General features: G+C 50.6%; 21 protein-coding genes and 1 other annotated feature. Of the genes, 15 read left to right on the forward strand and 6 right to left on the reverse strand.

Annotated elements, in window-relative coordinates; all coding sequences use genetic code 11:
• Window positions 1–26: 26 nt before the first annotated feature.
• From SK3146_RS32480 to SK3146_RS32500, 5 genes are all read left to right on the forward strand, one after another.
• Entirely contained in the window at window positions 27–560 is a 534-nt protein-coding gene (locus SK3146_RS32480; protein WP_249866509.1) for a type 1 glutamine amidotransferase domain-containing protein, read from the forward strand.
• 311 nt (window positions 561–871) lie between these two features.
• Window positions 872–1,291, forward strand: coding sequence for a hypothetical protein (locus SK3146_RS32485; RefSeq protein ID WP_249862684.1), 420 nt, complete (start codon window positions 872–874; stop codon window positions 1,289–1,291).
• Between the two features lie 286 nt (window positions 1,292–1,577).
• On the forward strand, window positions 1,578–2,606 hold the full coding sequence (gene ccpA / locus SK3146_RS32490; RefSeq protein ID WP_249862685.1) for a catabolite control protein A: 1,029 nt from the start codon (window positions 1,578–1,580) through the stop codon (window positions 2,604–2,606).
• A 69-nt stretch (window positions 2,607–2,675) separates the two neighbouring features.
• Window positions 2,676–3,377 (forward strand): 5'-methylthioadenosine/adenosylhomocysteine nucleosidase, encoded by a 702-nt coding sequence (locus SK3146_RS32495; protein WP_249862686.1) that lies wholly within the window; start codon window positions 2,676–2,678, stop codon window positions 3,375–3,377.
• Window positions 3,378–3,400: 23 nt separating this feature from the next.
• Window positions 3,401–4,783, forward strand: coding sequence for a glycine--tRNA ligase (locus SK3146_RS32500; RefSeq protein ID WP_249862687.1), 1,383 nt, complete (start codon window positions 3,401–3,403; stop codon window positions 4,781–4,783).
• 209 nt (window positions 4,784–4,992) lie between these two features.
• Here the strand turns inward: SK3146_RS32500 and SK3146_RS32505 are convergent, their stop codons facing one another.
• Complete coding sequence (locus tag SK3146_RS32505) at window positions 4,993–5,436, reverse strand: VOC family protein (RefSeq protein ID WP_249862688.1); 444 nt, start codon at window positions 5,434–5,436, stop codon at window positions 4,993–4,995.
• A gap of 195 nt (window positions 5,437–5,631) precedes the next feature.
• Here SK3146_RS32505 and SK3146_RS32510 point away from each other — a divergent pair, with 195 nt between their 5' ends.
• Window positions 5,632–5,814, forward strand: a complete 183-nt coding sequence (locus SK3146_RS32510) for a CD3324 family protein (RefSeq protein ID WP_249862689.1) — start codon at window positions 5,632–5,634, stop codon at window positions 5,812–5,814.
• Window positions 5,815–5,860: 46 nt separating this feature from the next.
• On the forward strand, window positions 5,861–6,652 hold the full coding sequence (locus SK3146_RS32515) for a class I SAM-dependent methyltransferase (protein ID WP_249862690.1): 792 nt from the start codon (window positions 5,861–5,863) through the stop codon (window positions 6,650–6,652).
• Between the two features lie 124 nt (window positions 6,653–6,776).
• Here SK3146_RS32515 and SK3146_RS32520 read toward each other — a convergent pair whose 3' ends face one another.
• Together SK3146_RS32520 and SK3146_RS32525 are read right to left on the reverse strand one after the other, a co-directional pair.
• Complete coding sequence (locus tag SK3146_RS32520) at window positions 6,777–7,952, reverse strand: acetoin utilization protein AcuC (RefSeq protein WP_249862691.1); 1,176 nt, start codon at window positions 7,950–7,952, stop codon at window positions 6,777–6,779.
• Window positions 7,953–8,010: 58 nt separating this feature from the next.
• Entirely contained in the window at window positions 8,011–8,643 is a 633-nt protein-coding gene (locus SK3146_RS32525) for a GNAT family N-acetyltransferase (RefSeq protein ID WP_249862692.1), read from the reverse strand.
• A gap of 246 nt (window positions 8,644–8,889) precedes the next feature.
• Between SK3146_RS32525 and acsA the strand changes: the two genes are divergently transcribed.
• Window positions 8,890–10,614 carry an acetate--CoA ligase gene (gene acsA, locus SK3146_RS32530; protein WP_249862693.1) on the forward strand — a complete coding sequence of 575 codons (1,725 nt, stop codon included), beginning with the start codon at window positions 8,890–8,892 and terminating at the stop codon, window positions 10,612–10,614.
• Between the two features lie 255 nt (window positions 10,615–10,869).
• Here acsA and SK3146_RS32535 read toward each other — a convergent pair whose 3' ends face one another.
• Complete coding sequence (locus tag SK3146_RS32535; protein WP_249862694.1) at window positions 10,870–14,004, reverse strand: transglycosylase domain-containing protein; 3,135 nt, start codon at window positions 14,002–14,004, stop codon at window positions 10,870–10,872.
• Between the two features lie 184 nt (window positions 14,005–14,188).
• Window positions 14,189–14,468 (forward strand) — a binding site (T-box leader).
• A 51-nt stretch (window positions 14,469–14,519) separates the two neighbouring features.
• Between SK3146_RS32535 and tyrS the strand changes: the two genes are divergently transcribed.
• From tyrS to SK3146_RS32550, 3 genes are all read left to right on the forward strand, one after another.
• Window positions 14,520–15,776, forward strand: a complete 1,257-nt coding sequence (tyrS, locus tag SK3146_RS32540; RefSeq protein WP_283942853.1) for a tyrosine--tRNA ligase — start codon at window positions 14,520–14,522, stop codon at window positions 15,774–15,776.
• 480 nt (window positions 15,777–16,256) lie between these two features.
• Window positions 16,257–16,442 (forward strand): DUF4177 domain-containing protein, encoded by a 186-nt coding sequence (locus tag SK3146_RS32545; protein WP_249862696.1) that lies wholly within the window; start codon window positions 16,257–16,259, stop codon window positions 16,440–16,442.
• A 307-nt stretch (window positions 16,443–16,749) separates the two neighbouring features.
• Window positions 16,750–17,235: an NUDIX hydrolase gene (locus tag SK3146_RS32550; protein ID WP_249862697.1), complete on the forward strand. Its 486-nt coding sequence runs from the start codon at window positions 16,750–16,752 to the stop codon at window positions 17,233–17,235.
• Window positions 17,236–17,544: 309 nt separating this feature from the next.
• On the opposite strand, the gene rpsD is transcribed toward SK3146_RS32550, so the two are convergent.
• A complete protein-coding gene (gene rpsD, locus SK3146_RS32555) occupies window positions 17,545–18,144 on the reverse strand; it encodes a 30S ribosomal protein S4 (RefSeq protein WP_249862698.1) in 600 nt (199 codons plus the stop codon).
• Window positions 18,145–18,499: 355 nt separating this feature from the next.
• Between rpsD and SK3146_RS32560 the strand changes: the two genes are divergently transcribed.
• From SK3146_RS32560 to SK3146_RS32575, 4 genes are all read left to right on the forward strand, one after another.
• Window positions 18,500–19,093 carry a TVP38/TMEM64 family protein gene (locus SK3146_RS32560; protein WP_249862699.1) on the forward strand — a complete coding sequence of 198 codons (594 nt, stop codon included), beginning with the start codon at window positions 18,500–18,502 and terminating at the stop codon, window positions 19,091–19,093.
• 30 nt (window positions 19,094–19,123) lie between these two features.
• Window positions 19,124–20,239, forward strand: a complete 1,116-nt coding sequence (locus tag SK3146_RS32565; protein ID WP_249862700.1) for an aminopeptidase — start codon at window positions 19,124–19,126, stop codon at window positions 20,237–20,239.
• A gap of 91 nt (window positions 20,240–20,330) precedes the next feature.
• Complete coding sequence (locus tag SK3146_RS32570) at window positions 20,331–20,579, forward strand: HPr family phosphocarrier protein (protein ID WP_249862701.1); 249 nt, start codon at window positions 20,331–20,333, stop codon at window positions 20,577–20,579.
• A 360-nt stretch (window positions 20,580–20,939) separates the two neighbouring features.
• Window positions 20,940–21,227: an Fpa/YlaN family protein gene (locus tag SK3146_RS32575; protein ID WP_249862702.1), complete on the forward strand. Its 288-nt coding sequence runs from the start codon at window positions 20,940–20,942 to the stop codon at window positions 21,225–21,227.
• Between the two features lie 53 nt (window positions 21,228–21,280).
• On the opposite strand, the gene cax is transcribed toward SK3146_RS32575, so the two are convergent.
• Window positions 21,281–22,315, reverse strand: a complete 1,035-nt coding sequence (gene cax, locus SK3146_RS32580; RefSeq protein WP_249866510.1) for a calcium/proton exchanger — start codon at window positions 22,313–22,315, stop codon at window positions 21,281–21,283.
• Window positions 22,316–22,410: the final 95 nt, after the last annotated feature.

Consider the following 22,410-nt stretch of genomic DNA (forward strand, 5'->3'; position numbering starts at 1 on the left):
AATTTTATAAGGATGGAGTGAAGGCAATGGAATTGAAAGGCTATAAAGTGCTTGCTTTCGTAGATGAAGAATTCGAGGATTTGGAGATGTGGTATCCCGTGCTTCGGCTGCGCGAGTCGGGGGCCGAGGTGCATTTGGCGGGGCCCAAGTCGGGGACCGTCTATCACGGGAAATACGGCGTTCCGTTAACGACGGAATACGCGATAGAAGACGTCCGATCGGAGGATTATATCGGTTTGTATGTTCCTGGCGGCTGGGCGCCGGACAAGCTGCGCCGCTATGCCGACGTGCTGCGCTTGACAAGAGAATTCCACGAGGCTGAGAAGCCGATTGCTCATATATGCCATGCAGGCTGGGTGCTCGCTTCGGCCAAAATTTGCGCCGGATACACGATGACGTCCACTCCGGGCATCAAGGATGATTTGGAAAATGCGGGCGCCGTTTGGGTCGATCAGGAGGTCGTAGTGGACCGCAATATCGTCTCCGGGCGCAGACCGCCCGACCTGCCTGCTTTCACCAAGGAGTTCGTGAGAGTGCTTGCCGAATTTACGAAGCGTTAAAAGCCCGGCGAAAGCTCGCGGCTCTCTCATGCGCTTCCTGCCCGCCAGCTGCCCGCCGAGCCAAGAGGCAGCGGTGTGGTTAATATTACTAGCCTCGTTCCAGCAGGAGAATGCATCCGTAAGTAGAATTTGTACTCTAAAGAGCATTAGTCTAATGATCCCGGACCTAATCGTCAATATCCGAAACGAAGTCGCTTGACGGGGGCTACGGCCGTATAAAGCAGCGTATGGAGCCTGATGATGCCGGTTCCAGACGGGGTCGTTATAATGCCGCTACAATGCGTTGTTGTTGGAATGAAGGAGTGGTAAGGTTGCAGAAGCAGTGCAAGTGTGGCAGCGCGATGAGCATAAAGCTGCGTACTGTCATCTATCAGAACAAAGTGGAAATCGAGAACGTTCCTGTTTATTCATGCGAATCTTGTCAGCGAAGCGAAGTATTCGCAGAAGTGAAGCCGGAGCTCACCGGCATCATCGGGAAACTGGGACATCTGCCGGAAAAGCAGCAGCTGTCATTTAACGACATTAGCGAAATCGCCTATTTGTTGAAGAAGGTGACGGAAAAAGAGCATGCGGCAGATCCGGTAGAAAAAATTATAGAGAATCGGATCAACGAGCTGCTGGATCTGTTATTGCTTGCTCAATCCTTGAAGGATGAAGCCTGGACCGAGGAGATCCGCACCCGGCTCGGCCAAATCGCCAAGCACGCCGTCTCGGTCAACGACTTGCCCTGACACTCCATACATACGGAGCCTTAGCGAGGCACCCGCCTGTGCCGAAGAGGCACGGTTTTATTGCGCTTGCTTTCAGGGAAAAACGTAACTGTCGTATGCCGTAAATTTCCTGTAAAAAACGTTGATAAACGGTTTTTTCTAAGCCTTCTGCGCCGCAGTTGGCTTTTTTTGCTTTTTTTTGTTACTATAGCAGGTAAGACGATGCCTAATTCATTGCGTAAAACCGTATTTTGTCGTATGATAAGGCTTAATAGTATATGATCGCAGCATTATACATTTTAATATAATGGAGAGAATGACCGTGACTGTAACTATTTATGATGTAGCCAGAGAAGCAGGCGTTTCCATGGCAACCGTTTCACGGGTTGTCAATAATAATCCTAACGTGAAGCCACAAACCCGGAAGAAGGTATTCGAAGCCATTGAACGGCTGGGATACCGGCCGAACGCTGTCGCCAGAGGCTTGGCCAGCAAGAAAACCACTACGGTCGGCGTAGTTATTCCGGATATCTCGAACTCGATATTTTCCGAAGTCGCCCGGGGCATCGAAGATATCGCGAATATGTACCATTACAACATCATTTTGTGTAATGCGGACAAGAAGAAAGAAAAGGAAATCCGGGTCATCAACACGCTCCTGGAGAAGCAAGTCGACGGGCTGCTGTTTATGGGCGGCGTTGTAACGGACGAGCATATTCAAGCGTTTAAAACTTCCGCCGTGCCGATTGTTCTTTGCGCCACAACCGACGAGAACAACACGATCGCGTCGGTCGATATCGATCATGAGAAAGCGGCGTTCGACGCCGTCAACCATCTGATCGCGAACGGCCATCGCGATATCGCGATGATCTCGGGAACTTTGCAGGACCCGGCCAACGGCTTCGCCCGTTATCAAGGATATAAGAAGGCGCTGGAAGCGGCCGGTATTCCGCTGCGCGAAGAATATGTCAGAATCGGCAACTACCGTTACGAATCCGGGCTGGAAGTAACGAAGCATTTCCTCGAGCTGAGCGAGCGGCCAACGGCTATTTTCGCGGCTACGGACGAGATGGCTATCGGAGCGATCCATACGTTGCAGGATAACGGCTTGAAGGTGCCGGAAGATATGTCCGTCATTAGCGTAGACAACATTCGCATGGCGTCGATGGTTCGCCCTCAATTAACGACGGTGGCGATGCCGATGTACGATATCGGAGCCGTTGCGATGAGACTCTTGACGAAGCTGATGAATAAAGAAACCAAGGATGCATCGGAGCAAATGCAGGTGATTTTACCGCATGAGGTCATTCATAGAAACTCGGTGGCTCATCGTTAATGAGCCTCTTTCTTTTGTAGTCCATGGTCCGCATGCTCTGATCAAGGATGTTATTAGGGGGAAGCGAATTTGTCTTATCAGAAAATTGGCGTGATCGGCGCCATGAAAGAAGAGATCGAGCTGTTTGTCCAACACATGCAGCAGGTTCGCGACTCGGAGAAAGCGAAGATTCATTTCCGTGAAGGAAGCTTTCACGGAAAAACGATCGTACTGTGCAAGTCGGGAGTAGGCAAAGTGAACGCCGCCGTGACGACGCAGGTACTGATCGATACATATGGCGTGGACGCTATCATTTTTACGGGCGTAGCGGGAGCGGTCGATCCCGAGCTGAATGTCGGGGACATCGTCGTAGGCTCCGAATCCATGCAGCATGATATGGACGTAACGGCGCTCGGCTTTCCGCGGGGGACGATCCCTTACGAGGAAACGTCGCTGTTCGCGTCGGACAATAAACTGCGCGAGCTGGCGGTTCATGCGGGTCAGGAGCTGTTTGACGGGCGCGTGAAGGTCGGCAGGGTATTGTCGGGCGATCAGTTCATCGCGAGCCGCGAAACCGTTTCACGGCTGTATACGGAGCTTCAGGGAGCCTGCACGGAGATGGAAGGGGCGGCCGTAGCGCAGGTTTGCTCAATGAACGGCATTCCGCATGTCGTCATCCGTTCGATGTCCGATAAGGCGGACGGTTCCGCGCACGTGAATTTCGCCGAATTTACCGTCCAAGCATCGGAGAATTCGTACGCAATCGTTGAGCATATGCTTAAGCATCTGTAGAACATAGAAGGAGAGAACATTCAATGACAGTAACTATGGATCAAGTTGTAGCGTTAGCGAAGCATCGGGGATTTATTTTCCCGGGCTCTGAAATATACGGCGGTTTGGCCAATACGTGGGATTACGGTCCTCTCGGCGTTGAATTGAAAAACAATATTAAGCGCGCCTGGTGGAAAAAGTTCATTCAGCAGTCTCCGTACAACGTCGGATTGGACGCGGCCATTCTGATGAACCCGCAAGCGTGGGTCGCTTCCGGCCATGTCGGAAACTTCAACGATCCGATGATCGACTGCAAGCAGTGCAAATCGCGTCATCGCGCGGATAAAATTATCGAAAACGCGCTTGCCGAAAAAGGCATTGAGATTGTCGTTGACGGCATGACTTTCGACCAAATGATGGATTTGATCAAAGAGCATCACATCGTTTGTCCCGACTGTGGAGCGTTCGATTACACGGACATCCGCCAATTCAACCTGATGTTCAAGACGTTCCAAGGCGTAACGGAATCGAGCTCCAATGTCGTTTATATGCGTCCGGAGACGGCGCAAGGCATTTTCGTCAACTTTAAAAACGTCCAACGGGCGATGAGAAAGAAGCTGCCGTTCGGGATCGGCCAAATCGGCAAAAGCTTCCGCAATGAAATTACGCCGGGCAACTTCACGTTCCGTACGCGCGAATTCGAACAGATGGAGCTTGAGTTTTTCTGCAAGCCGGGAGAGGATCTGCAGTGGTTTGAATATTGGAGAAGCTTCTGCTATCAATGGCTGCTTAGCTTGGGACTGAAGGAAGCGAATATCCGCCTGCGCGATCATTCCGAAGACGAGCTGTCCCACTACAGCAACGCGACGACCGATATCGAGTTCAAATTCCCGTTCGGCTGGGGCGAGCTGTGGGGGATTGCGGACCGTACCGATTACGACTTGAAGCAGCATATGGAGCATTCCGGCGAAGATTTCAATTATATCGACCAGGAAGGAAACGAACGCTACGTTCCTTACTGCATCGAGCCATCGCTTGGCGCAGACCGCGTTACGCTGGCATTCCTGATTGACGCGTACGAGGAGCAGCAGCTGGAAGGGGACGACAAGCGGACGGTGATGCATTTTCACCCGGCGCTGGCGCCGATCAAGGCTGCGATCTTCCCGCTGTCCAAGAAGCTGGCTGAAGGCGCGCAAAACATCTTCGCGGACTTGTCTCAGCACTTTATGGTCGATTACGACGATACCGGTTCGATCGGTAAAAGATACCGCCGCCACGATGAGATTGGCACGCCGTTCTGCATTACGTACGATTTCGAGTCCGAGCAGGACGGTCAAGTTACGGTGCGCCACCGCGATACGATGGAGCAAACGCGGATGCCGATCAGCGAGCTGAAATCGTTTATCGAAGCGAATATTCAATTCTAATAAGCACGAAACATAAAAAAGCCCGCGGTAAGGGGAAGCGCAAGAGCGTTCCCTTTGCCGCGGGTTTTTGGCATGAAGTCCCGCCGAGTTAAGGCAGCTTGCTGCCGGCCAAGATGCGGTTAGCCGGGGCGGATGTGTCCCGGCAATGACTTCCTCGTTTCTTGTTTACGTGACTGACGATCGCCCAGACCGAAGCGTGAATGCGGTGGTTATACGTGTTGCGCCAAACCGATTAGAAGTCCTTCATTTCCGCGAATGTAGCAGAGCCGATACGAGTCCCCGTACTGAACGATTTCGCCAACGAGCTGAGCACCATACTTAGTGAGTCTGGATACCATTTCATCAATGTCTTCAACGGTGAACATGACGCGTAAATAACCGAGAGCATTTACAGGAGCAGTTCGGTGATCTGATATGGCAGGCGGGGTGAGAAATCGCGAAAGTTCAAGTCGGCTGTGGCCATCCGGGGTAACCATCATAGCAATCTCTACGCACTGCGAACCCAGCCCGGTTACGCGACCCGCCCATTCACCTTCGACAGTAGTTCGCCCTTCGAGTTTCAAGCCAATCTCCTCAAAGAAAGAGATTGCGTCATCAAGAGATTCTACAACGATGCCAACATTATCCATTCGTAGTAATTTGTTTTTTGCCATAGCTTTAATCTCCTCGTATGTACAAATTTTTATTACCTGTTCCTCTTCATATTTTATTCTATCAACAATTACTGCTTCCCTCCAAATGATGAACAAGGGCAGGAAAGTTGAACCATACTGACGAAATTAATTAGGAGAAGTTTGCCTTTAATCGCTTGCTCCTTAAAACCCAAATTTTAAGGAGCGGAGCTATAAATGAAGTATATGAACGCAGTTACCGTCCTTTCTGAAGAGCTGGTAAAGGAAATACAGAAGTATATAAAAGGCGGCATACTGTATATTCCCTTCCCCGAAGAAACGCATAAAAAGTGGGGCCAAAATTCAGGAAGCAGAAAATATTTGCATAAGAAAAATCATTTACTCCAAAAAGTAAAGTAGGATCAAGTCGCATCATGTTAACAAATAATTCAAGGCAGGTATCGACATGGATAATGTAAAAAGAATATGGAATGAATGGTCTGAAACGTGGTATCAAAGGTACAGGACAGACAAGGCGATAGCAAAAATAATACAAAACCCCGAATCGGCGTTTCACCGCACGACATTCTCCATGATCAAAGCGGCTTTGCCGGATTTGAAGGGAAAGAAAGTACTTGTTCCTTCAAGCGGGGATAACCATGCCGTGTTCGCTCTTCATATGATGGGGGCGAAAGTAACGTCGTGCGACATATCGGAAAAACAAATTGAACACAGCTCGAATTTAGCTGGCAAATATGGTTGGGACATTGAATTTATTTGCGATGATACCATGCGGCTAAGCAGCGTGAAAAGCGATGAATACGATTTTGTATATACATCCAATGGAGTCCATGTATGGATTACCGATTTGAATTCCATGTACAGCAGCATTAGAAGAATTCTTAAAAAGGGCGGCGCTTATATCATGTTCGATATACACCCGTTCCTTCGCCCTTTTGAGCTGGATAAAGGGAAGCTAACGTTAGTCAAGCCATATGATGCAGCGGGACCTTTTCTTAATGATGAAGTTCCAAGACTCCATTGGCGTATGCAAGATATAGTCAATGCTATAATTTCATCAGGTCTAAGTGTCAAGCATATCGAAGAAATGTTTGCGGAAGATGGCTCATTTTGGGTCGATGAGTCAACGAGTGAAGGGGATTCGCTCTCAGCACAAGAACTGGAGGATTTGCGCAATTGGAAATTGAATTCGATGGCAGGCCTTCCTCAATGGGTTTCGATACATGCAGTTAAGTAAAAGCGAAGGAGATATTAACTCGTTCCGCTCTCATCCTATGGGGAAACGGCGGCTCGACAAGCTTTTATTATGTTAGAATAAAACGGCGAGAGGCGCAGCGGTAAAAGCGGCGCCTCTCGCGCGGTTAAGATAAATAGAGCATCGCCAGTTCCTTCGTTTGGCGATTTTTGGCCGTGATCTCGGTGCGCCGCGGCATCGGCGTCCAGCTGTTGTCGTCGAGCCACGTCTTCGGCAGCTCGACCGGGCTGTGGGGCTGCCAGCGCGCGAGCCACGCAGCGGGCAGCTCAAGCGCCGGCTCGCGCTCGAGACGGGCGACCATCGGATGGTCGCTCATCTCGAGCCAGAGCAGGCTCCAGGCGCGCGGTACGACGCGCCAGAAGTCGTAGCCGCCGCCGCCGAGCGCGACCCAGCGCCCGCCGCTGTACCGGTGGGCCAGGCGGTGGATCAGCCGCGGCATCGCTTGGTAAATGTCCATGCTGCAATGGACATGGGACAACGGATCGTAAGCATGCGCGTCGCAGCCATGCTGCGATACGATGAGGTCCGGCCGGAAATGGGCCGCCGCTTTATCGAGCACTTCTTCCAGACATTCCAGCCAAGACGCATCCTCGGTGTACGGCTCGACCGGAATGTTAATACAGGTGCCGAAGGCGCTGCCTTCGCCGCGCTCGTTGACCGCGCCCGTGCCCGGAAACAAATATTTTCCGGTCTCGTGAATGGACAGCGTGCACACTTCGGGCTCGCTGTAGAAGCTCCATTGGACGCCGTCCCCGTGGTGCACGTCCGTATCGATATACAGCACGCGCGCACCGTATTGGTTGTTAGCGTGTTGAATCGCCACGGAGGCGTCGTTATAGATGCAGAAGCCGGCTGCTTTATTGCGCAGCGCATGATGCAGCCCGCCGCCCATATGCAGCGCATGCTGGGTGCGGCCGCTCATCACTTCGTCGACAGCGCGGATCGAGGCGCCGACCAGCAGCGAAGTAACTTCGTGCATTCCCTTGAACATCGGCGTATCTTCGTCGTCGAAGCCGTACTTGGCGGCCTGCTTCAGCCACGCCTCTTGAGGGGCCTCCTGGCTAAGCGCTTTCACGGCTTCGATGTAGTCGGTACTGTGCGCAAGCCGCAGCTGCTCCTCGGAGGCGGCTGCCGGACGGCGCAGCGCCGTCTCCGGCAGCGCTCCGAGCTTGCGAAGCAGGTCTACGGTAAGCAGCAATCGTTCTTGATTAAAAGGATGCTCGTTATGAAACCGATAGCCGGTTTCATGTTCGTCATAAACGAAGAGTGATGACTTTGTCATAATTTCCGCCCCCATGGCTCGTTCCTCTCAAACGGTGTTGGAATTGGCTGCAGCCGGCTCAATACATGAACCGCTGCCGAAAACGAACACGGTCGAACTGTTCGACCGAAGAAAGCGGAACCTGTTTGCCGATTTTCACCATCAGGCAGTTGGCGGGATGAGAGCAAATCTCCGGATCATCCGTCGCAAACCAGACCATATCCACGCTTTTCATCAGCTTTTCCATCATCTGTCGATAATCCCATACGCTTAGACCGCTTTTCTCCAAATCCCAATGCCAGTAATATTCGGTCGTAAAAGTAATCATATTTTCCAATTGGCCGTCTTCGAAGGCGAGCTGGATCATCCGCTTGCCGAGCCCGAGCCCGCGGTAGTCGTCGGCCACTTCTATGGCGCCGAGCTCTATGAGGTCCTCCATATTGCCCTGGGACCACTGCTCCATTTCGTCAGGGTAATGAAATGTGACATAGCCGACGATTTCATCGTCCAGCCGGGATAAAATGATGCGGCCTTCCGGCAGCTCGGCTATTTCAACCAGCGCTTCGAACTGGTCTTTGGGACGCCGGAACGCGTCCAGATCGCGGTGCATCCGGTACGTTTTGAGCTGCGCAGGAGGTACGGGGCCTTCCACTATAATCTGCGAATCGCGATAGGGGACGCGGCGGGAATGATATATTTTATGATGCTCCATAGCTAGTTGTCTCCCTTCTTGCGGATCGAGCGGAGGTACTGTTGTCCATTGTTTTTTTGAGTTATCCTGCGCACCCATGCTTGTCTGATACTATACCAAAAAATCGGCGGCAAGAAAAGAAATAGTCTAATAAGCGGAGTCTGTGGTATAATATTCGTTGTGGAAATCGAAGACTGCTTACTTCGGATGTAAGCGTTTCAATGAAAATGGGAATTATTGATAGCACATATTAGGAGGTAGTAGCAAATGGATCACGCAAACGTTGAGAGTATTGAAGCCGTTTCCAAAACATCGAACATGAAAAATTACGAAGAAGAGCGCGCCCAGTTTAGCTGGGAAGCCATAGAAAAGCAATTTTCCTGGTCTACTACCGGCAAAGTCAATATGGCCCATGAGGCGATTGACCGTCATGCCGATTCGCAGAGACGGGATAAAGTCGCCCTTTATTACAGCGACGACAAGCGGGATGAGCAATATACGTATCAAGAGATGAAGCTGCAGTCGAATCGCTTCGGCAACGTGCTGCGCAAGCTGGGCATTGCCAAAGGCGACCGTGTGTTCATCTTCATGCCGCGCACGCCGGAGCTGTATTTCTCCTTGCTTGGATCGATTAAGATCGGCGCCGTCGTGGGTCCGCTGTTCGAAGCGTTTATGGAAACGGCCGTCAGAGACCGACTGCAGGACAGCAGCGCGGTAGCGATCATTACGACGCCGGCTCTCGTACATCGCGTACCTGTGAGCGAACTGCCCGACTTGAAGCATGTGATTCTCGTCGGCGATAATATTGATCTGGCCGAAGGCCAAGTCGATTATCATAAAGAAATGGCGCAGTCCTCGGATGAGCTGGAGCTGGAATGGGTGGACCGCGAAGACGGCATGCTGATTCATTACACTTCGGGATCGACGGGTAAACCGAAGGGTGTCTTCCATGTCCATAACGCGATGCTTCAGCATTATTATACGGGTCGCGTCGTGCTCGACCTGCAGGATAACGACGTATATTGGTGTACGGCGGACCCGGGTTGGGTAACGGGCACATCGTACGGTATATTCGCTCCTTGGCTCAACGGAGTTACCAACGTGATCCGCGGCGGTCGTTTCAGCCCGCAGGACTGGTACGCAACGCTGGAGAAGTACAAGGTGACCGTTTGGTACAGCGCTCCGACCGCATTTCGCATGCTGATGGGCGCTGGAGACGACGTATCGAAGCAGTTCGATCTATCCGCGCTGCGCCATGTGCTTAGCGTAGGGGAGCCGCTGAATCCGGAGGTTGTCCGCTGGGGATTGAAGGTATACAATCAGCGCATTCACGATACATGGTGGATGACCGAAACCGGCGGACAATTGATCTGTAACTATCCTTGCATGGCGATTCGTCCGGGCTCGATGGGCAAGCCGCTTCCCGGCGTGGAAGCCGCCATTATCGACGACGCGGGCAACATTTTGCCGCCGTACCGGATGGGGAACCTGGCGATCAAGACGCCATGGCCGTCGATGATGCGCAAAATTTGGAACAACCCGGCCAAATACGAGGAATACTTCCGCATCAGCGGGTGGTATATTTCCGGTGACTCGGCTTACTGTGACGAGGACGGTTACTTCTGGTTCCAAGGACGTATCGACGACGTAATTAATACGGCCGGCGAACGCGTAGGCCCGTTCGAGGTCGAGAGCAAACTGGTCGAGCATCCTGCCGTAGCGGAAGCCGGGGTTATCGGCAAACCGGACCCGATGCGCGGCGAGATCATTAAAGCGTTTATCGCCCTGCGCGAAGGCTTCGAGCCGTCGGAAGAGCTGAAGGCGGATATTTCCAAATTCGTCAAAGTCGGATTGTCGGCGCATGCCGCTCCTCGCGAGATCGAATTCAGAGATAAGCTTCCCAAAACGCGCAGCGGTAAAATTATGCGCCGCGTGCTGAAAGCGTGGGAGCTGAATTTGCCGACAGGCGATCTGTCCACGATTGAAGATTAGATTAGAAAAATAAACGGTCAATAGTTAAGCACCCTGCCGGAGATAGAGCGCAGCCAGCCGCTAAGATCTCTCCTTCGAGCAGGGTGTTTTTAGCGGTTTTCTTATTATGCTCGCGCTCTTCATACGGCGCATCAAGCCCAAAAAAAGGATGGTTCTACGAAGCTCTTCGTTGTCTCAAGAGCCTGTAAACCATCCTTTTTTGCTTCTTCGTACCGGAGAGCTTCCGCGGCGCATTAGATCCGGCACGGCGTTCCTTTACTTCTTATATTTGATAGCCGCTGAAGCTTTGGATTCGCCAAGCTCGTTGACGGCGGTAATTTTGTAGTAACCTTCATAGCCGGATGCGTAATACCTGAATTCAGTAGCGTTGTTGACGCTGCCCAGCTTTGCATAATCTCCGTTTTCTTTTTTGCTGTAGTAGACGATGTACTGTTTGACCTTATCTTTATCCGCGTTAGCTTTCCAGTTCAGCAATATCCCTGCGCCGCTAGATTTGACCGTCAAGCCCGACGGAGCGGCGGGAATGTCCTTGGCCGGTCCATCGTTTTTCTCATTCGGCTCATTCGGATTTTGACCTTTTCCATCGTTGCCTGCTTCAGGACTGCCGCCCTGTACGATTCCGCCGTTCTCATCCGGCGTAAGGAAAAGCAGATCCATGCTGGTGCCGTCCGTATAGGCGCCTTTGCTTGGAACGGACTCCTTGCCTGCAACGTCTACGGCGGTAATGTAATAGCCGATCGGTCCGGAAGCCGAAGTCTGGTCCGTAAATTTCGTTTCGGTGCCAGCCTCCACGACTTTGCCTACTCGCTGGAAGGAGGCATGATTGACCGAACGGTACAGCCTGTAACCGACGACATCCTCGCTTGGACTCGCTTGGAAAGTAATCGTGCTCGTGTCGCCCGAATGCGTCGCTACGACCGTCGTAGGGGCGCTAGGCGCCTTGCCGTCATCGACACGAGGATCGGTCTCGGACGGCGCGTCATCTTCGTAATCGGTAGGCCGGTACGCATCCAGCGAATGCTGGCGGTCTTTGGGCAGCTTGCCGACGACGGCCTGAAGCTCCTGCATTAACGAAGTAAGCGACTTCTGGCGCTTGATGACCGTCTTCTCCTGCACGAATTCCGCCGGAGTCTCGGCTTGGGCGATATAGTTAATGCCGTTGTATTGAATGATCGGCAGCTTCACCATGACATCGTCCTCTTCGGTCGGAATGTCCTTTTTGTTGAACAGATCGGTGACCAGCTTGCCGGCCTTGGTCGTCGCCTCGCTCGGAAGCTTGCCGGATAAACTGGATACCGTCATTTCCACGATATTGTCCGGACGCTTGAACTGCTTGGTCGGGAAATATTCCGGCTTCTTGTCGATCGCCGCGTCCATGGCAAGCGCCCATATATCTTTGGCGCGGTTGGTGCCCCCCGTTTTTTTGCTCAGCTTGTATGCGGGAGAGTCATAGCCTGCCCATACCCCGAGCGTAATGTCGGGCGTATATCCCATATACCAGGCGTCCGCGTCATCCTGCGTAGAGCCCGTTTTGCCGACGATCGAGATTTTTCCGTAATGCTTGAATTTGCTCATCAGATCCGTCGCAGTCCCTGCGGTAACAACGGTGCGCATCATATCCGTCATCAGATAAGCCGTCTGCTCGGAGAACGCCGTTGTCGGCTTCAACTCCTGCTCGAAGACGGTTTTTCCGTTGGAATCGGTAATTTTACGGATCATAAACGTTTCATTATAAACGCCTTTGTTGGCGATCGCCGCGTAAGCGCCGGTCAGCTCTTTGACCGATACGCCGTATTTCAGACCGCCGATAACCCCCGTTTGGGCGACGTAATCTTCCGGGGAAATGGTGGTGATGCCGAGCTTTTTGGCGAAATCCCAGGCGTTCTTGATGCCGACGACATCAATGAACAGCTTGATGGCCGGAATATTGTACGACTGGTTCAGCGCGCGGCGCGCTGTAATCAGGCCGTGATACTGGTTATCCCAGTTTTCCGGAATGTGATAACCGACTTTCGTGCCGTCCTTCAAAATAATCGGAACGTCGTCGATGATCGAGGCGGGCTGAATCGCGCCTTTCTCAATCGCCGGCACATAGGCCGCAATCGGCTTCATGGTCGAGCCCGGCTGACGGTAAGCTTGGGTCGCATGATTAAGCTGTTCCGTGAAAAAATCGCGCCCTTCGATCATGCCGAGAATCGCGCCGGTTTTGTTGTCGATCATGACCGCGCCGATTTGCTCCACCCCTTTGGTCGGATCGTCCGGAGTAAAGTTTTTGGGATTCTCGGAAATGACATGCATCGCGTCGTAAATGTCTTTGTCGATCGTCGTATAAATATGATAGCCGCCGCGGTACATTTGCGCCTGTACGTTTTTCAGCGCTTCACTGTAGGCATCCGTATCCGGCTGTGTCGCAAGCTTCGGATCTTGCGCCTTAAGCAGAGCTTTGGCCGCCTCTTTTTCGACCTCAATCATAAGATAAGGATAGGTGGAATACGCCTTCTTGGACGGCTCGGCGAGCGAGCTTTGCAGATCGAAGCTCAGCGCCTCCTGATACTGCTGCTGGTTGATTTTACCCTCTTCGAGCATCCGGCGCAGCACCAGTTGCGCTCTGGAGACAGCACGCTTGAAGGCGGCTCCGTCGAACTGCCCTTTGCTCGTGAATGCCGAATAGTTGCTCGGCTGCTGCGGCAGACCGGCCAAATACGCCGCCTGCGCAATATTGAGATCATGCAGATCGTTAATGTTGAAAATGCCTTTGGCCGCCGCTTTAATACCGTATAGATTATAGCCTGTCGAACCGTTGCCGTAAGGAATTTTGTTTAAGTAAGCAAGTAAAATTTCATCCTTGGACATGAGCCTTTCCATGCGCAGAGCGAGGAAAATTTCCTTCGCTTTCCGGCTGTCTTCACGGTCCAGGGACAAGAAAACGCGTCTGGCAAGCTGCTGGGTAATCGTGCTGCCGCCGGTCTGGACGTTCTCTCTTAACAGCTTCTGTACGACCGCTCGCGCCGTACTCCTGAAATCGATGCCGTGATGCTCGTAAAAATTGTTGTCCTCGATGGCGAACACCGCATCGAGCATAATTTGGGGAATGTCCTTCAGCTCGGCCATTCTGCGGTCTTCCTCCGAGCGCAGCTGGCCGATTACGGTATCGTCGTTAAAATAGACGAAGCCGGTCATCGCATTTTCCTGTACTTGCTCCATCATAAAATCTTTGCTGCGGACAGGGTCGTCCTTGACCAGCGCAGAGACGTATCCGAATGCGGCTCCGCCTCCGAGAAATCCCGCAATGATGCCGGCTATGAACATCCATTTGAGCGTGATCAGCGTGTATTTGCCTATGTTCCATAATATCTTTCCGGCCTTACGTTCTTTTTTCTCCATCTCCATGCCGATAAAAATCCTCCCGATTTTGGAAAACATACGTAGTTTATTATAGCACAAAGGATCATCGCATGGACACTGGCGTTGCTGACGATTCAATGACGCATGTTTGACAATCGAATCCATCTTGTGATATAACTTGGGTTAATCGCATACGACAAATGCTTTGAAGGACTTGGCGACCGGGCAGGAACGAGCTGTGCCGCCGCCGCGAGTAGAGTCGGGAATTCAGCTTGCAGAGAACCGGTGGGTGGTGCGAACCGGCAGTTGACCTTGATTCGAATTACCGTCCGGAGCAGGGGAAGGGAACGTTAGACCTTAACAAGTAGCTTCCTGCCGGGTTTGACCCGTTATCGTTTCAAAGTGAAAGCATACGACTTTTTCCCCGGTGATACCGGCTGCGGAAGAAGCCTCGTTATCAATGCTTTAATTAGGGTGGTACCGCGAGCAACAGCCTTCTCGTCCCTTTGTGGATGAGAGGGCTTTTTGTATTTTATTTTACTTACGAAAGGGAGTAGAGCATTGTGGACATTTTACAGGAACTGAATTACAGAGGATTGATTCATCAGTTGACCGACGAAGAGGGATTGGCCAAAAAGATCAGCGAAGAGCCTATCGTCCTGTATGCCGGGTTCGACCCGACGGCGGACAGCTTGCATATCGGCCATTTGCTGCCGATTTTATGCTTGAAGCGTTTCCAGATGGCGGGGCATTTGCCGATCGCTTTGGTAGGCGGCGGCACCGGGCTCATCGGAGACCCGAGCGGAAGATCGACGGAGCGTTCGTTAAATACGCAGGATATCGTCGTTGAGTGGACCGACAAGCTGAAAAAGCAGCTGTCCCGCTTCCTGGATTTCGATTCGAGCGTGAATCCGGCACGGATGGAAAACAACTACAACTGGCTCGGCGATCTGAACGTCATTACCTTCCTGCGAGACATCGGCAAAAACTTCTCGGTCAATTACATGCTGGCCAAAGACAGCGTGGATTCCCGCTTAAGCAACGGAATTTCCTTTACCGAGTTCAGCTACATGATTTTGCAGGCTTACGACTTTTTCCGCATGAACAGCGATATCAACTGCTCCCTGCAGGTGGGAGGAAGCGACCAGTGGGGCAACATTACGGCAGGTCTGGAGCTGATCGGCAAATCGACGGGCAACAAGGCGTTCGGCTTGACGATGCCTCTCGTTACGAAAAGCGACGGCACCAAGTTCGGCAAAACGGCCGGAGGCGCGGTCTGGCTCGACGCCGACAAAACGTCTCCGTACCAGTTCTACCAGTTCTGGATCAATACGCACGATAACGATGTCGTGAAGTTCCTCAAATACTTCACCTTCCTCGCTCCGGAGGAAATTGCCCGCCTGGAAGAACAGGTGAGCGCAAGTCCGGAGAAGCGCGAGGCGCAGCGCGTTCTGGCCAAAGAAGTAACGGAACTTGTGCACGGAGCGGATGCGGCTCTGAGCGCAATTAAAATTTCCGAAGTTTTGTTCAGCGGCAACGTGGACACTCTGTCGGGCCGCGAGATCGAGGATGCGTTCCAGGATGTACCTTCGGCGGAAGTGACGGGCGAGATTGCGCTGATCGATTTGCTGCTGGCGGTCAAAGCGGCGCCTTCGAAGCGCCAGGCGAAGCAGGATATCGAGAGCGGAGCGGTTTCCGTGAACGGGGCGAAGGTGACGGATCTGAATAAAGCGCTGACGGCCGGCGACGGGATGGAAGGTAAATATATCGTCATCCGCCGCGGCAAGCGTAATTACTACCTCGCCAAGTTCGTGTAAACGCGCTAAAGCCATGATAGGCTCGCGATAGTTGCATAGCTATAAACGGAAAGGTCTCGGGTCCCGTTCATCGCAAGATGAGCCGGGACGAGGCCTTTTTTAGTGTTTATGAATGCTGCCTGCAAGAACGAAGGGGACAAGCAAAGCGGAAGAGAGCTCCCGTTTGCCCTTCAGCAACCAAAAAGCCGCCTTCCATTAAAATGAAGGGCAGCCTTGAAGTCATCGATTACCGGCTGCAGAACTCGCTGACGACAAAAATCCCTGATATTTAAGGGCTTGCGGTCGTTGCCAAATCAATTAGCCCCACTCCGCTCATTATGTTTTGTTTTGTGAAGTTCCATCCATACCCGTCCTTTTGCCAAGATAAAGGTGGCATTAAAGAAGCGAACACATGGTACTAAGGAGGGAAAGTGCTTTGTGGATTATTTCTGTTAATATGGTACCATAGTGAAAAAGCATGGTAGGGAGGTGGCAATTGGAGTGTACGAATACAAATATGTAGAAACATCATTAGGTGGAATTTTCACATCCGCAAAGCATCGAGAAACAATTGACGAAAATGCCAAAGAAGGATGGAAATTAGTACAGGTTTTACCGACAAACTATAATGGATATGGTAAACCTACTTCATACGAGATCATTTTTGAACGTCTCATTCAAAAATGATTTAGGAATAAGGATTGGACGGTTCATTAAATAAACGAGATACGCTCATAAATTAAAGCACTCAGCAGAGTGCTTTTTTTGCTATTGAAGTTCGCAAGTCAGCAGGTCTGGACGGAACTTATTGAATGAAGGGCAGATTAATTTAATGCTTGCAGCGCTCAAGATAAATTTGATAATGTATAAATACACAATTTTACATATAATTATGTGGAGTGGCTGGCTTAAGTAAAGTGCGACAGAATTTTTTCTCCTTTGTGTTCAAAAGGGCCAACGAGGAACGTTAGTGGAATGTTGAGGGGGGATTTCAATGTCAATAAGAACCAGAGTTGCATGTGTTGCAGTAAAAGATGGACATATAGTTCTCATGGAAAAGCTGATCCCTAGCTACTTCAACTATAATCAATTAACCCCACCTGGAGGTGGGTTGGAGCTCCATGAAACCCTTGAGGAAGCATGCATTCGAGAAATGGATGAGGAGACGGGATTAAGGATACATTGCCCCATTCTTAAAGGAGTTGTTTCATATATCAACTACAGTAACAACGATCATGCTGTAACATTTTTCTTTGTTACCGATGAAGTACACGGTGAGCTTATTACCAAAGAGCCTGAGAAGCATATTCCAAGGTGGGTCGAAATTGAAACATTAGCAGATAATAAGTTGGTTCCTTGTTATTATAAAGAATTCATAAAAATCATGCTAGACGAAAACAGTGGCATGCTCAATGCACGGTTAGAATGGAATAAGAAAGACTCTGATAAGAACTTTATTTGGAGTGTAAGTTTGAAATAACGGAGAACGATAGATGAAATACATGAGGGCACCTACATATTGTTGGCACAACGAAAATCACCGAATTTCAACGGAAATCGTTGAATTTATAGCGGATATGAAGTTAAATACAATATGGAAGTGTTCGTTCGTTATTCTGTGTGGAATAGGAGTATATGTTCGTGTTATTATGTCGGGAGGTTGCATTGAGATGAGCATGGGCGCATTATAATGCATTAAATTGCAATGTTTATTGTATAAAAAAAGCCCGAAACCGCTGATAACAGTGGTTTTGGGCTTTTTGTCGTAGCATCTTGCGCGTTAATTTTATTAACGGCTGTAGAACTCGACGATTTGCTTTTCGTCAATTTCTTGAGGCAATTCGGAACGCTCAGGAAGACGAGTGTATTTACCTTCTACGGAAGCGTCGTTGAATTCCAGGTAAGCCGGCAAGTAGTTGCGGTTTGCCAAAGCTTCTTTAACGGAAGACAAGCCGCGGCTTCTTTCGCGAAGGCCGATTACGTCGCCAGTGCTCACAAGGTAGGAAGCGATGTCCACTTTTTTACCGTTAACGGTAACGTGGCCGTGAGCTACCAATTGACGAGCGCCTGCACGGGAGTTAGCGAAGCCAAGACGGTAAACCAGGTTGTCCAGACGGCTTTCAAGCAGGATCATGAAGTTTTCGCCCGCGATACCTTGTTGCTTAGTTGCTTTGTCAAACAGGTTGCGGAATTGTTTTTCGTTTACTCCGTACATATGACGAAGCTTTTGTTTTTCTTGCAGCTGAATGCCGTAGCCGCTCATTTTTTTACGTTGTCCCGGACCGTGTTGTCCTGGAGGGAACGGACGTTTCAATTCTTTTCCTGTGCCGCTGAGGGAAATACCCAGACGACGGCTAAGTTTAAATTTAGGACCTGTGTAGCGTGCCATGTATAATGAGCTCCTTTTGGTTATAAAATGGTGGGTGGTTTCCTCGGGTGAAACATATGCCCGATTTCATTCAAAGCCCTAGACCGGAAACGGTCCGGCACCTGACAAGAATCTCAGCCGCTGTCTTGTCAGCAATGAAACCAGTGAGGGTGACACATGCCTCCACCATAATCGTGAGTCCCGTCGCCGGGAAGACGATCATCTCGACTTCTAATTCTATAAAAATTGCCTATCTATGTCAAGTGGTTCACTGATTTTGCATATCTGCTCCAAGAAAGCGGACAATGGCGCGCCGAATATGGAAATGAAGCGGAAAAGTGGTACAATGGTAGAATGAAAGAAGGGGGTATGTTTTTTGGCCGAATGGAATGTCAGGCATTTGTCCGACATTTTGCAATCTTGGGGACTGTTAGGACATGTGGCGGGGATGATGCTGGCTTATTTGCAGACTGTGCTGCCGTTTATCCCTTTTGTCATCGTCGCCGGGGCCAACGTGCTGATTTTCGGATTATGGCTCGGCTTTGCCGTCAATTATGTGATGGCGGTCTTGGGGGCTGTAAGCACATTTCTGGTGGCTCGCAATTACGCAAGAGGATGGGTGGAGAAAAAGCTTGAAAAATACGCTTATATCGAGAAATTCAACCAAAAATTAGAGCAAAACGGATTTCTTTACATAGCTGTTTCAAGGGTCATTCCGGTGCTGCCTTCCTTCGGAATCAATTTGGCGGCGGCGGTGATGAAGGTAAGAACGCGGGATTTCGTGCTCGGTACGATGGTCGGCAAATTTCCGATGATTTTTTTGGAATCGCTCATCGGGCATGATTTGTTGCATTTTCATCACAATAAAGGCAGACTCTTTCTGCTGCTGCTCATTTTTGTCGTTCTGATTCTCATCGGCAACATCTACAAGAAAAAATGGTTTGACAGCGGCAATAATAAAATAAGTTGAAACAAACTTGAAGCGAAAAGGAGAATGGACATGCGTGATCCCCGTTTACAACAGCTGGCCCGCAATATTGTCGGCTATTCGCTGGACGTGCAGGCCGGCGAAAAAGTTCTGATTGAAATGATCGGAGCGGAGCGCGAGATTGTTAAATGCCTCGTCGAGGAGGTTTATGCCAGAGGGGGCCTGCCTTATGTGGAGCTGATCGAGCCGTCCGTGCAGAGCGCTTTGCTGCAATCGGCGACTAAGGAGCATATCGAGCATTGGGCCGAAATGGATTTGAAGCGGATGAAGGATATGAACTGCTATGTGGCGATTCGCAGCGGCTCCAACGTCAGCGAAATGTCCGACGTGCCCAAAGACCAGATGAAGCTGTACGAAATGTATTACAGCAAGCCGGTACATTTGGAGCAGCGCGTGAAGAAAACCCGCTGGGTCGTCCTTCGCTATCCGAGCCCGTCGATGGCCCAATTGGCGAATATGAGCACGGCGAAATTCGAGGACTTTTATTTTGACGTGTGCAATCTCGATTACGCCAAAATGTCGGAAGCGATGAACCCGCTGCAGGAGCTGATGAACCGGACCGACCGCGTCCGCATCGTTTCTCCGGGAACGGACATTCAGTTCTCCATCAAAGGCATCGGCTCGGTCAAATGCTGCGGCCGCCGCAACATTCCCGACGGGGAAGTATACACCGCTCCGGTACGCGATTCCGTTAACGGGGTCATCCGCTACAATACGCCTTCCGTCAAAGCGGGAATTACGTTCGAGAACATTACGTTCCGCTTCGAAAACGGCAAAATCGTCGAAGCCTCCTGCAACGACACGGATCGTTTGAACGAAATTTTGAACTCGGATGAAGGCGCGCGTTATATCGGGGAATTCAGCCTTGGCTTCAACCCGCATATTTCCACGCCGATGAAGGATACGCTGTTCGACGAGAAGATCGACGGAAGTCTGCACTTTACGCCGGGTCAAGCCTATGAGCAGGCGGATAACGGCAACCGTTCCTCCGTTCATTGGGACCTTGTGCTAATCCAGCGTCCTGAGTACGGCGGAGGGGAAATTTACTTCGACGACGTGCTGATCCGCAAAGACGGCAGATTCGTCATACCCGAGCTGGAAGGATTGAACCCGGAACATTTGAAATAGTTGTTGCGTGTTATTCCTTTCCAATGTATCATGAAAAAGAAAGCGATTTATCTTTTTGATAAATGCTAGTAGTCGCATGGAGGGATTAGATATGACAAGTGCCAATAACGCTGCAATCGTAGAAATTTCACAAACCGCAAACAAATTCAGATCGTCCATCGTTTTACAGTACGATAACAAGTACATCGACGTGAAAAGTATTCTCGGCTTGTTCACAACGCTGCTAACAAGCAGCAATTACGATCTGCACGTTCACGGTCCGGATGCAGAGGAAGCCAAGAAGGCTATGGCTGAAGTGTTTAACAAACACAATCTTCAAATCAACAGCATTCAAGACTAAACCTGCCTACGACGGTATTTCCATTTCAGGATGGAAATGCCGTTTTTTTGTTGTTTAGGAAATGCTGCGCAGTAAATTCCTATGGATATCCGCGGGCTCCCCCGAAAGTAATGTCTAACTATAAGAACGATCGCAGCGGAATGGTTAGACGCCGAGCCAGTTGAAGCCGGATGCGGACGGAATAAGCTTCGGGGAAATCGCGTCGCTTTTGGGGGATTCGTTCTATAAAAGCCCGTTGTTGGCGGTGCTGAGCAGGAAATATAAGGCAAGTACGAAACTACGTGGTCAACTCTCTTGTGTATTAGTTCATTTTCGACTAATATTAAGCTATGAACTCGTACGTACAGGGGGGAAAGCTTGATGTCATCATCCGATTTGTTACTTGGCCTATCGCAGAAAGCGCTCCATCTTCTCCAAGAGGATGCCGATAAAATTGAAAAGCTCATCGAAGTACAGATGGAAAACTTAACAACACGCAAATGTCCTCTGTATGAAGAGGTGTTAGATACACAAATGTACGGGTTGTCCAGAGAAATCGATTTTGCCATAAGGGCAGAGCTGATTACGGAAAATGTAGGCAAACAGATCTTGGTTAAGCTCGAGCGCAACTTGGCACAGCTATATGAAGCCTTGAACAAAAAAGAGTAGCCTTCTTCATCGAAGGCCACTCTTTTTTCTTTTTTGGAGGCAGGATTACAAGATTACACCAGGAAAAAGGCGATGCCGAGGATGCAATAAACGACGAGTAGCAGAACGCCCTCGTACCAGTTGGTCGTGCCGTCCTGGGAGATCGACTTGGCGATAATGACGGACACGCCGATCGCTACAAGCTCGAAGGTGCTGAAAACGATGTTCATCGTTTTGCCGAAGAGCAGCGAGACGAGCACGAGAACGGGAGCGACGAACAGCGCGATCTGCAGACTGCTGCCGACGGCGATTTCGACGGCCGCTCCGATTTTGTTCTTGCGCGCCATCATCACCGCTGCGCTATGTTCCGCGGCATTGCCGATAATAGCGATCAGGAAGGCGCCTACGAACAGCTCGGACAAACCGAATTGATGGGTAATCGTCTCCAGCGTGCCGACCAGCCATTCGCTGGTGAAGGCGACCATGGCCGTCGCGATAATCAGGAACAGAATGGAAGCTTTCTTGGACCAGGCCGGTTCGCCGTGCTCGACGGCTTCGTCGGAAAGTTCATTTTTATGAGTAACCATCGAGAAATATAACCACAGCAAATAAGCCGCGATGAGGATGCATGCAACCAATACGCTTAAGTTGGACGTCTCGAAGTTGGTCAAGCTCTTGGCGAACGCCGCGGGGACGAATAGAGCGATGACGGCAAGCGTCATCAGCGAGCCGTTATGGCTGGCCAGCTTGACATTGAAATGCTGCTCTTTGTATTTGAGTCCGCCAAGAAACAGGCTCAGACCAAGCACCAGCAGCAGGTTCCCGATGATCGAGCCGGTAATGCTCGCTTTGACGATATCGAACATGCCGTCCTTCACCAGGAAGATAGCGATGATCAATTCCGCCGCATTGCCGAATGTGGCGTTCAGAAATCCGCCGAGCCGCTCTCCGGCGTAATGAGCCACGCTTTCCGTCGCTTTGCCGAGAAATCCGGCGACGAACACGATGGCGATACAAGAGATAATAAACTGCACTGTAGCGGACGCTATGCCGGTGTAATGGGCCAGCGCGCTGAGAACGAAGCTTGCGATCAGCCCGATGGAAAACATGCGATTCAAAACGATCACCTCTTATGGTAGAGTATACCTAAATGAGCAAAACCTATTCTAATATAACCATATTTTAGGATGATGTAAACTCGAAA

The organism is Paenibacillus konkukensis, from assembly GCF_023523925.1.
Classification (GTDB): Bacteria; Bacillota; Bacilli; order Paenibacillales; family NBRC-103111; genus Paenibacillus_S; species Paenibacillus_S doosanensis.

Excerpts from the sequence above, each read along its gene's own strand:
- SK3146_RS32500 (WP_249862687.1), top strand. The coding sequence starts at position 3,401 with ATGACAGTAACTATGGATCAAGTTGTAGCGTTAGCGAAGCATCGGGGA.
- SK3146_RS32480 (WP_249866509.1), top strand. The coding sequence starts at position 27 with ATGGAATTGAAAGGCTATAAAGTGCTTGCTTTCGTAGATGAAGAATTC.
- SK3146_RS32525 (WP_249862692.1), bottom strand. The coding sequence starts at position 8,643 with ATGGAGCATCATAAAATATATCATTCCCGCCGCGTCCCCTATCGCGAT.
- rpsD (WP_249862698.1), bottom strand. The coding sequence starts at position 18,144 with ATGGCACGCTACACAGGTCCTAAATTTAAACTTAGCCGTCGTCTGGGT.
- SK3146_RS32565 (WP_249862700.1), top strand. The coding sequence starts at position 19,124 with ATGCGTGATCCCCGTTTACAACAGCTGGCCCGCAATATTGTCGGCTAT.
- SK3146_RS32575 (WP_249862702.1), top strand. The coding sequence starts at position 20,940 with ATGTCATCATCCGATTTGTTACTTGGCCTATCGCAGAAAGCGCTCCAT.
- SK3146_RS32515 (WP_249862690.1), top strand. The coding sequence starts at position 5,861 with ATGGATAATGTAAAAAGAATATGGAATGAATGGTCTGAAACGTGGTAT.
- SK3146_RS32520 (WP_249862691.1), bottom strand. The coding sequence starts at position 7,952 with ATGACAAAGTCATCACTCTTCGTTTATGACGAACATGAAACCGGCTAT.
- SK3146_RS32550 (WP_249862697.1), top strand. The coding sequence starts at position 16,750 with ATGTCAATAAGAACCAGAGTTGCATGTGTTGCAGTAAAAGATGGACAT.
- cax (WP_249866510.1), bottom strand. The coding sequence starts at position 22,315 with ATGTTTTCCATCGGGCTGATCGCAAGCTTCGTTCTCAGCGCGCTGGCC.
- ccpA (WP_249862685.1), top strand. The coding sequence starts at position 1,578 with ATGGAGAGAATGACCGTGACTGTAACTATTTATGATGTAGCCAGAGAA.
- acsA (WP_249862693.1), top strand. The coding sequence starts at position 8,890 with ATGGATCACGCAAACGTTGAGAGTATTGAAGCCGTTTCCAAAACATCG.
- SK3146_RS32510 (WP_249862689.1), top strand. The coding sequence starts at position 5,632 with ATGAAGTATATGAACGCAGTTACCGTCCTTTCTGAAGAGCTGGTAAAG.
- SK3146_RS32535 (WP_249862694.1), bottom strand. The coding sequence starts at position 14,004 with ATGGAGATGGAGAAAAAAGAACGTAAGGCCGGAAAGATATTATGGAAC.
- SK3146_RS32505 (WP_249862688.1), bottom strand. The coding sequence starts at position 5,436 with ATGGCAAAAAACAAATTACTACGAATGGATAATGTTGGCATCGTTGTA.
- SK3146_RS32570 (WP_249862701.1), top strand. The coding sequence starts at position 20,331 with ATGACAAGTGCCAATAACGCTGCAATCGTAGAAATTTCACAAACCGCA.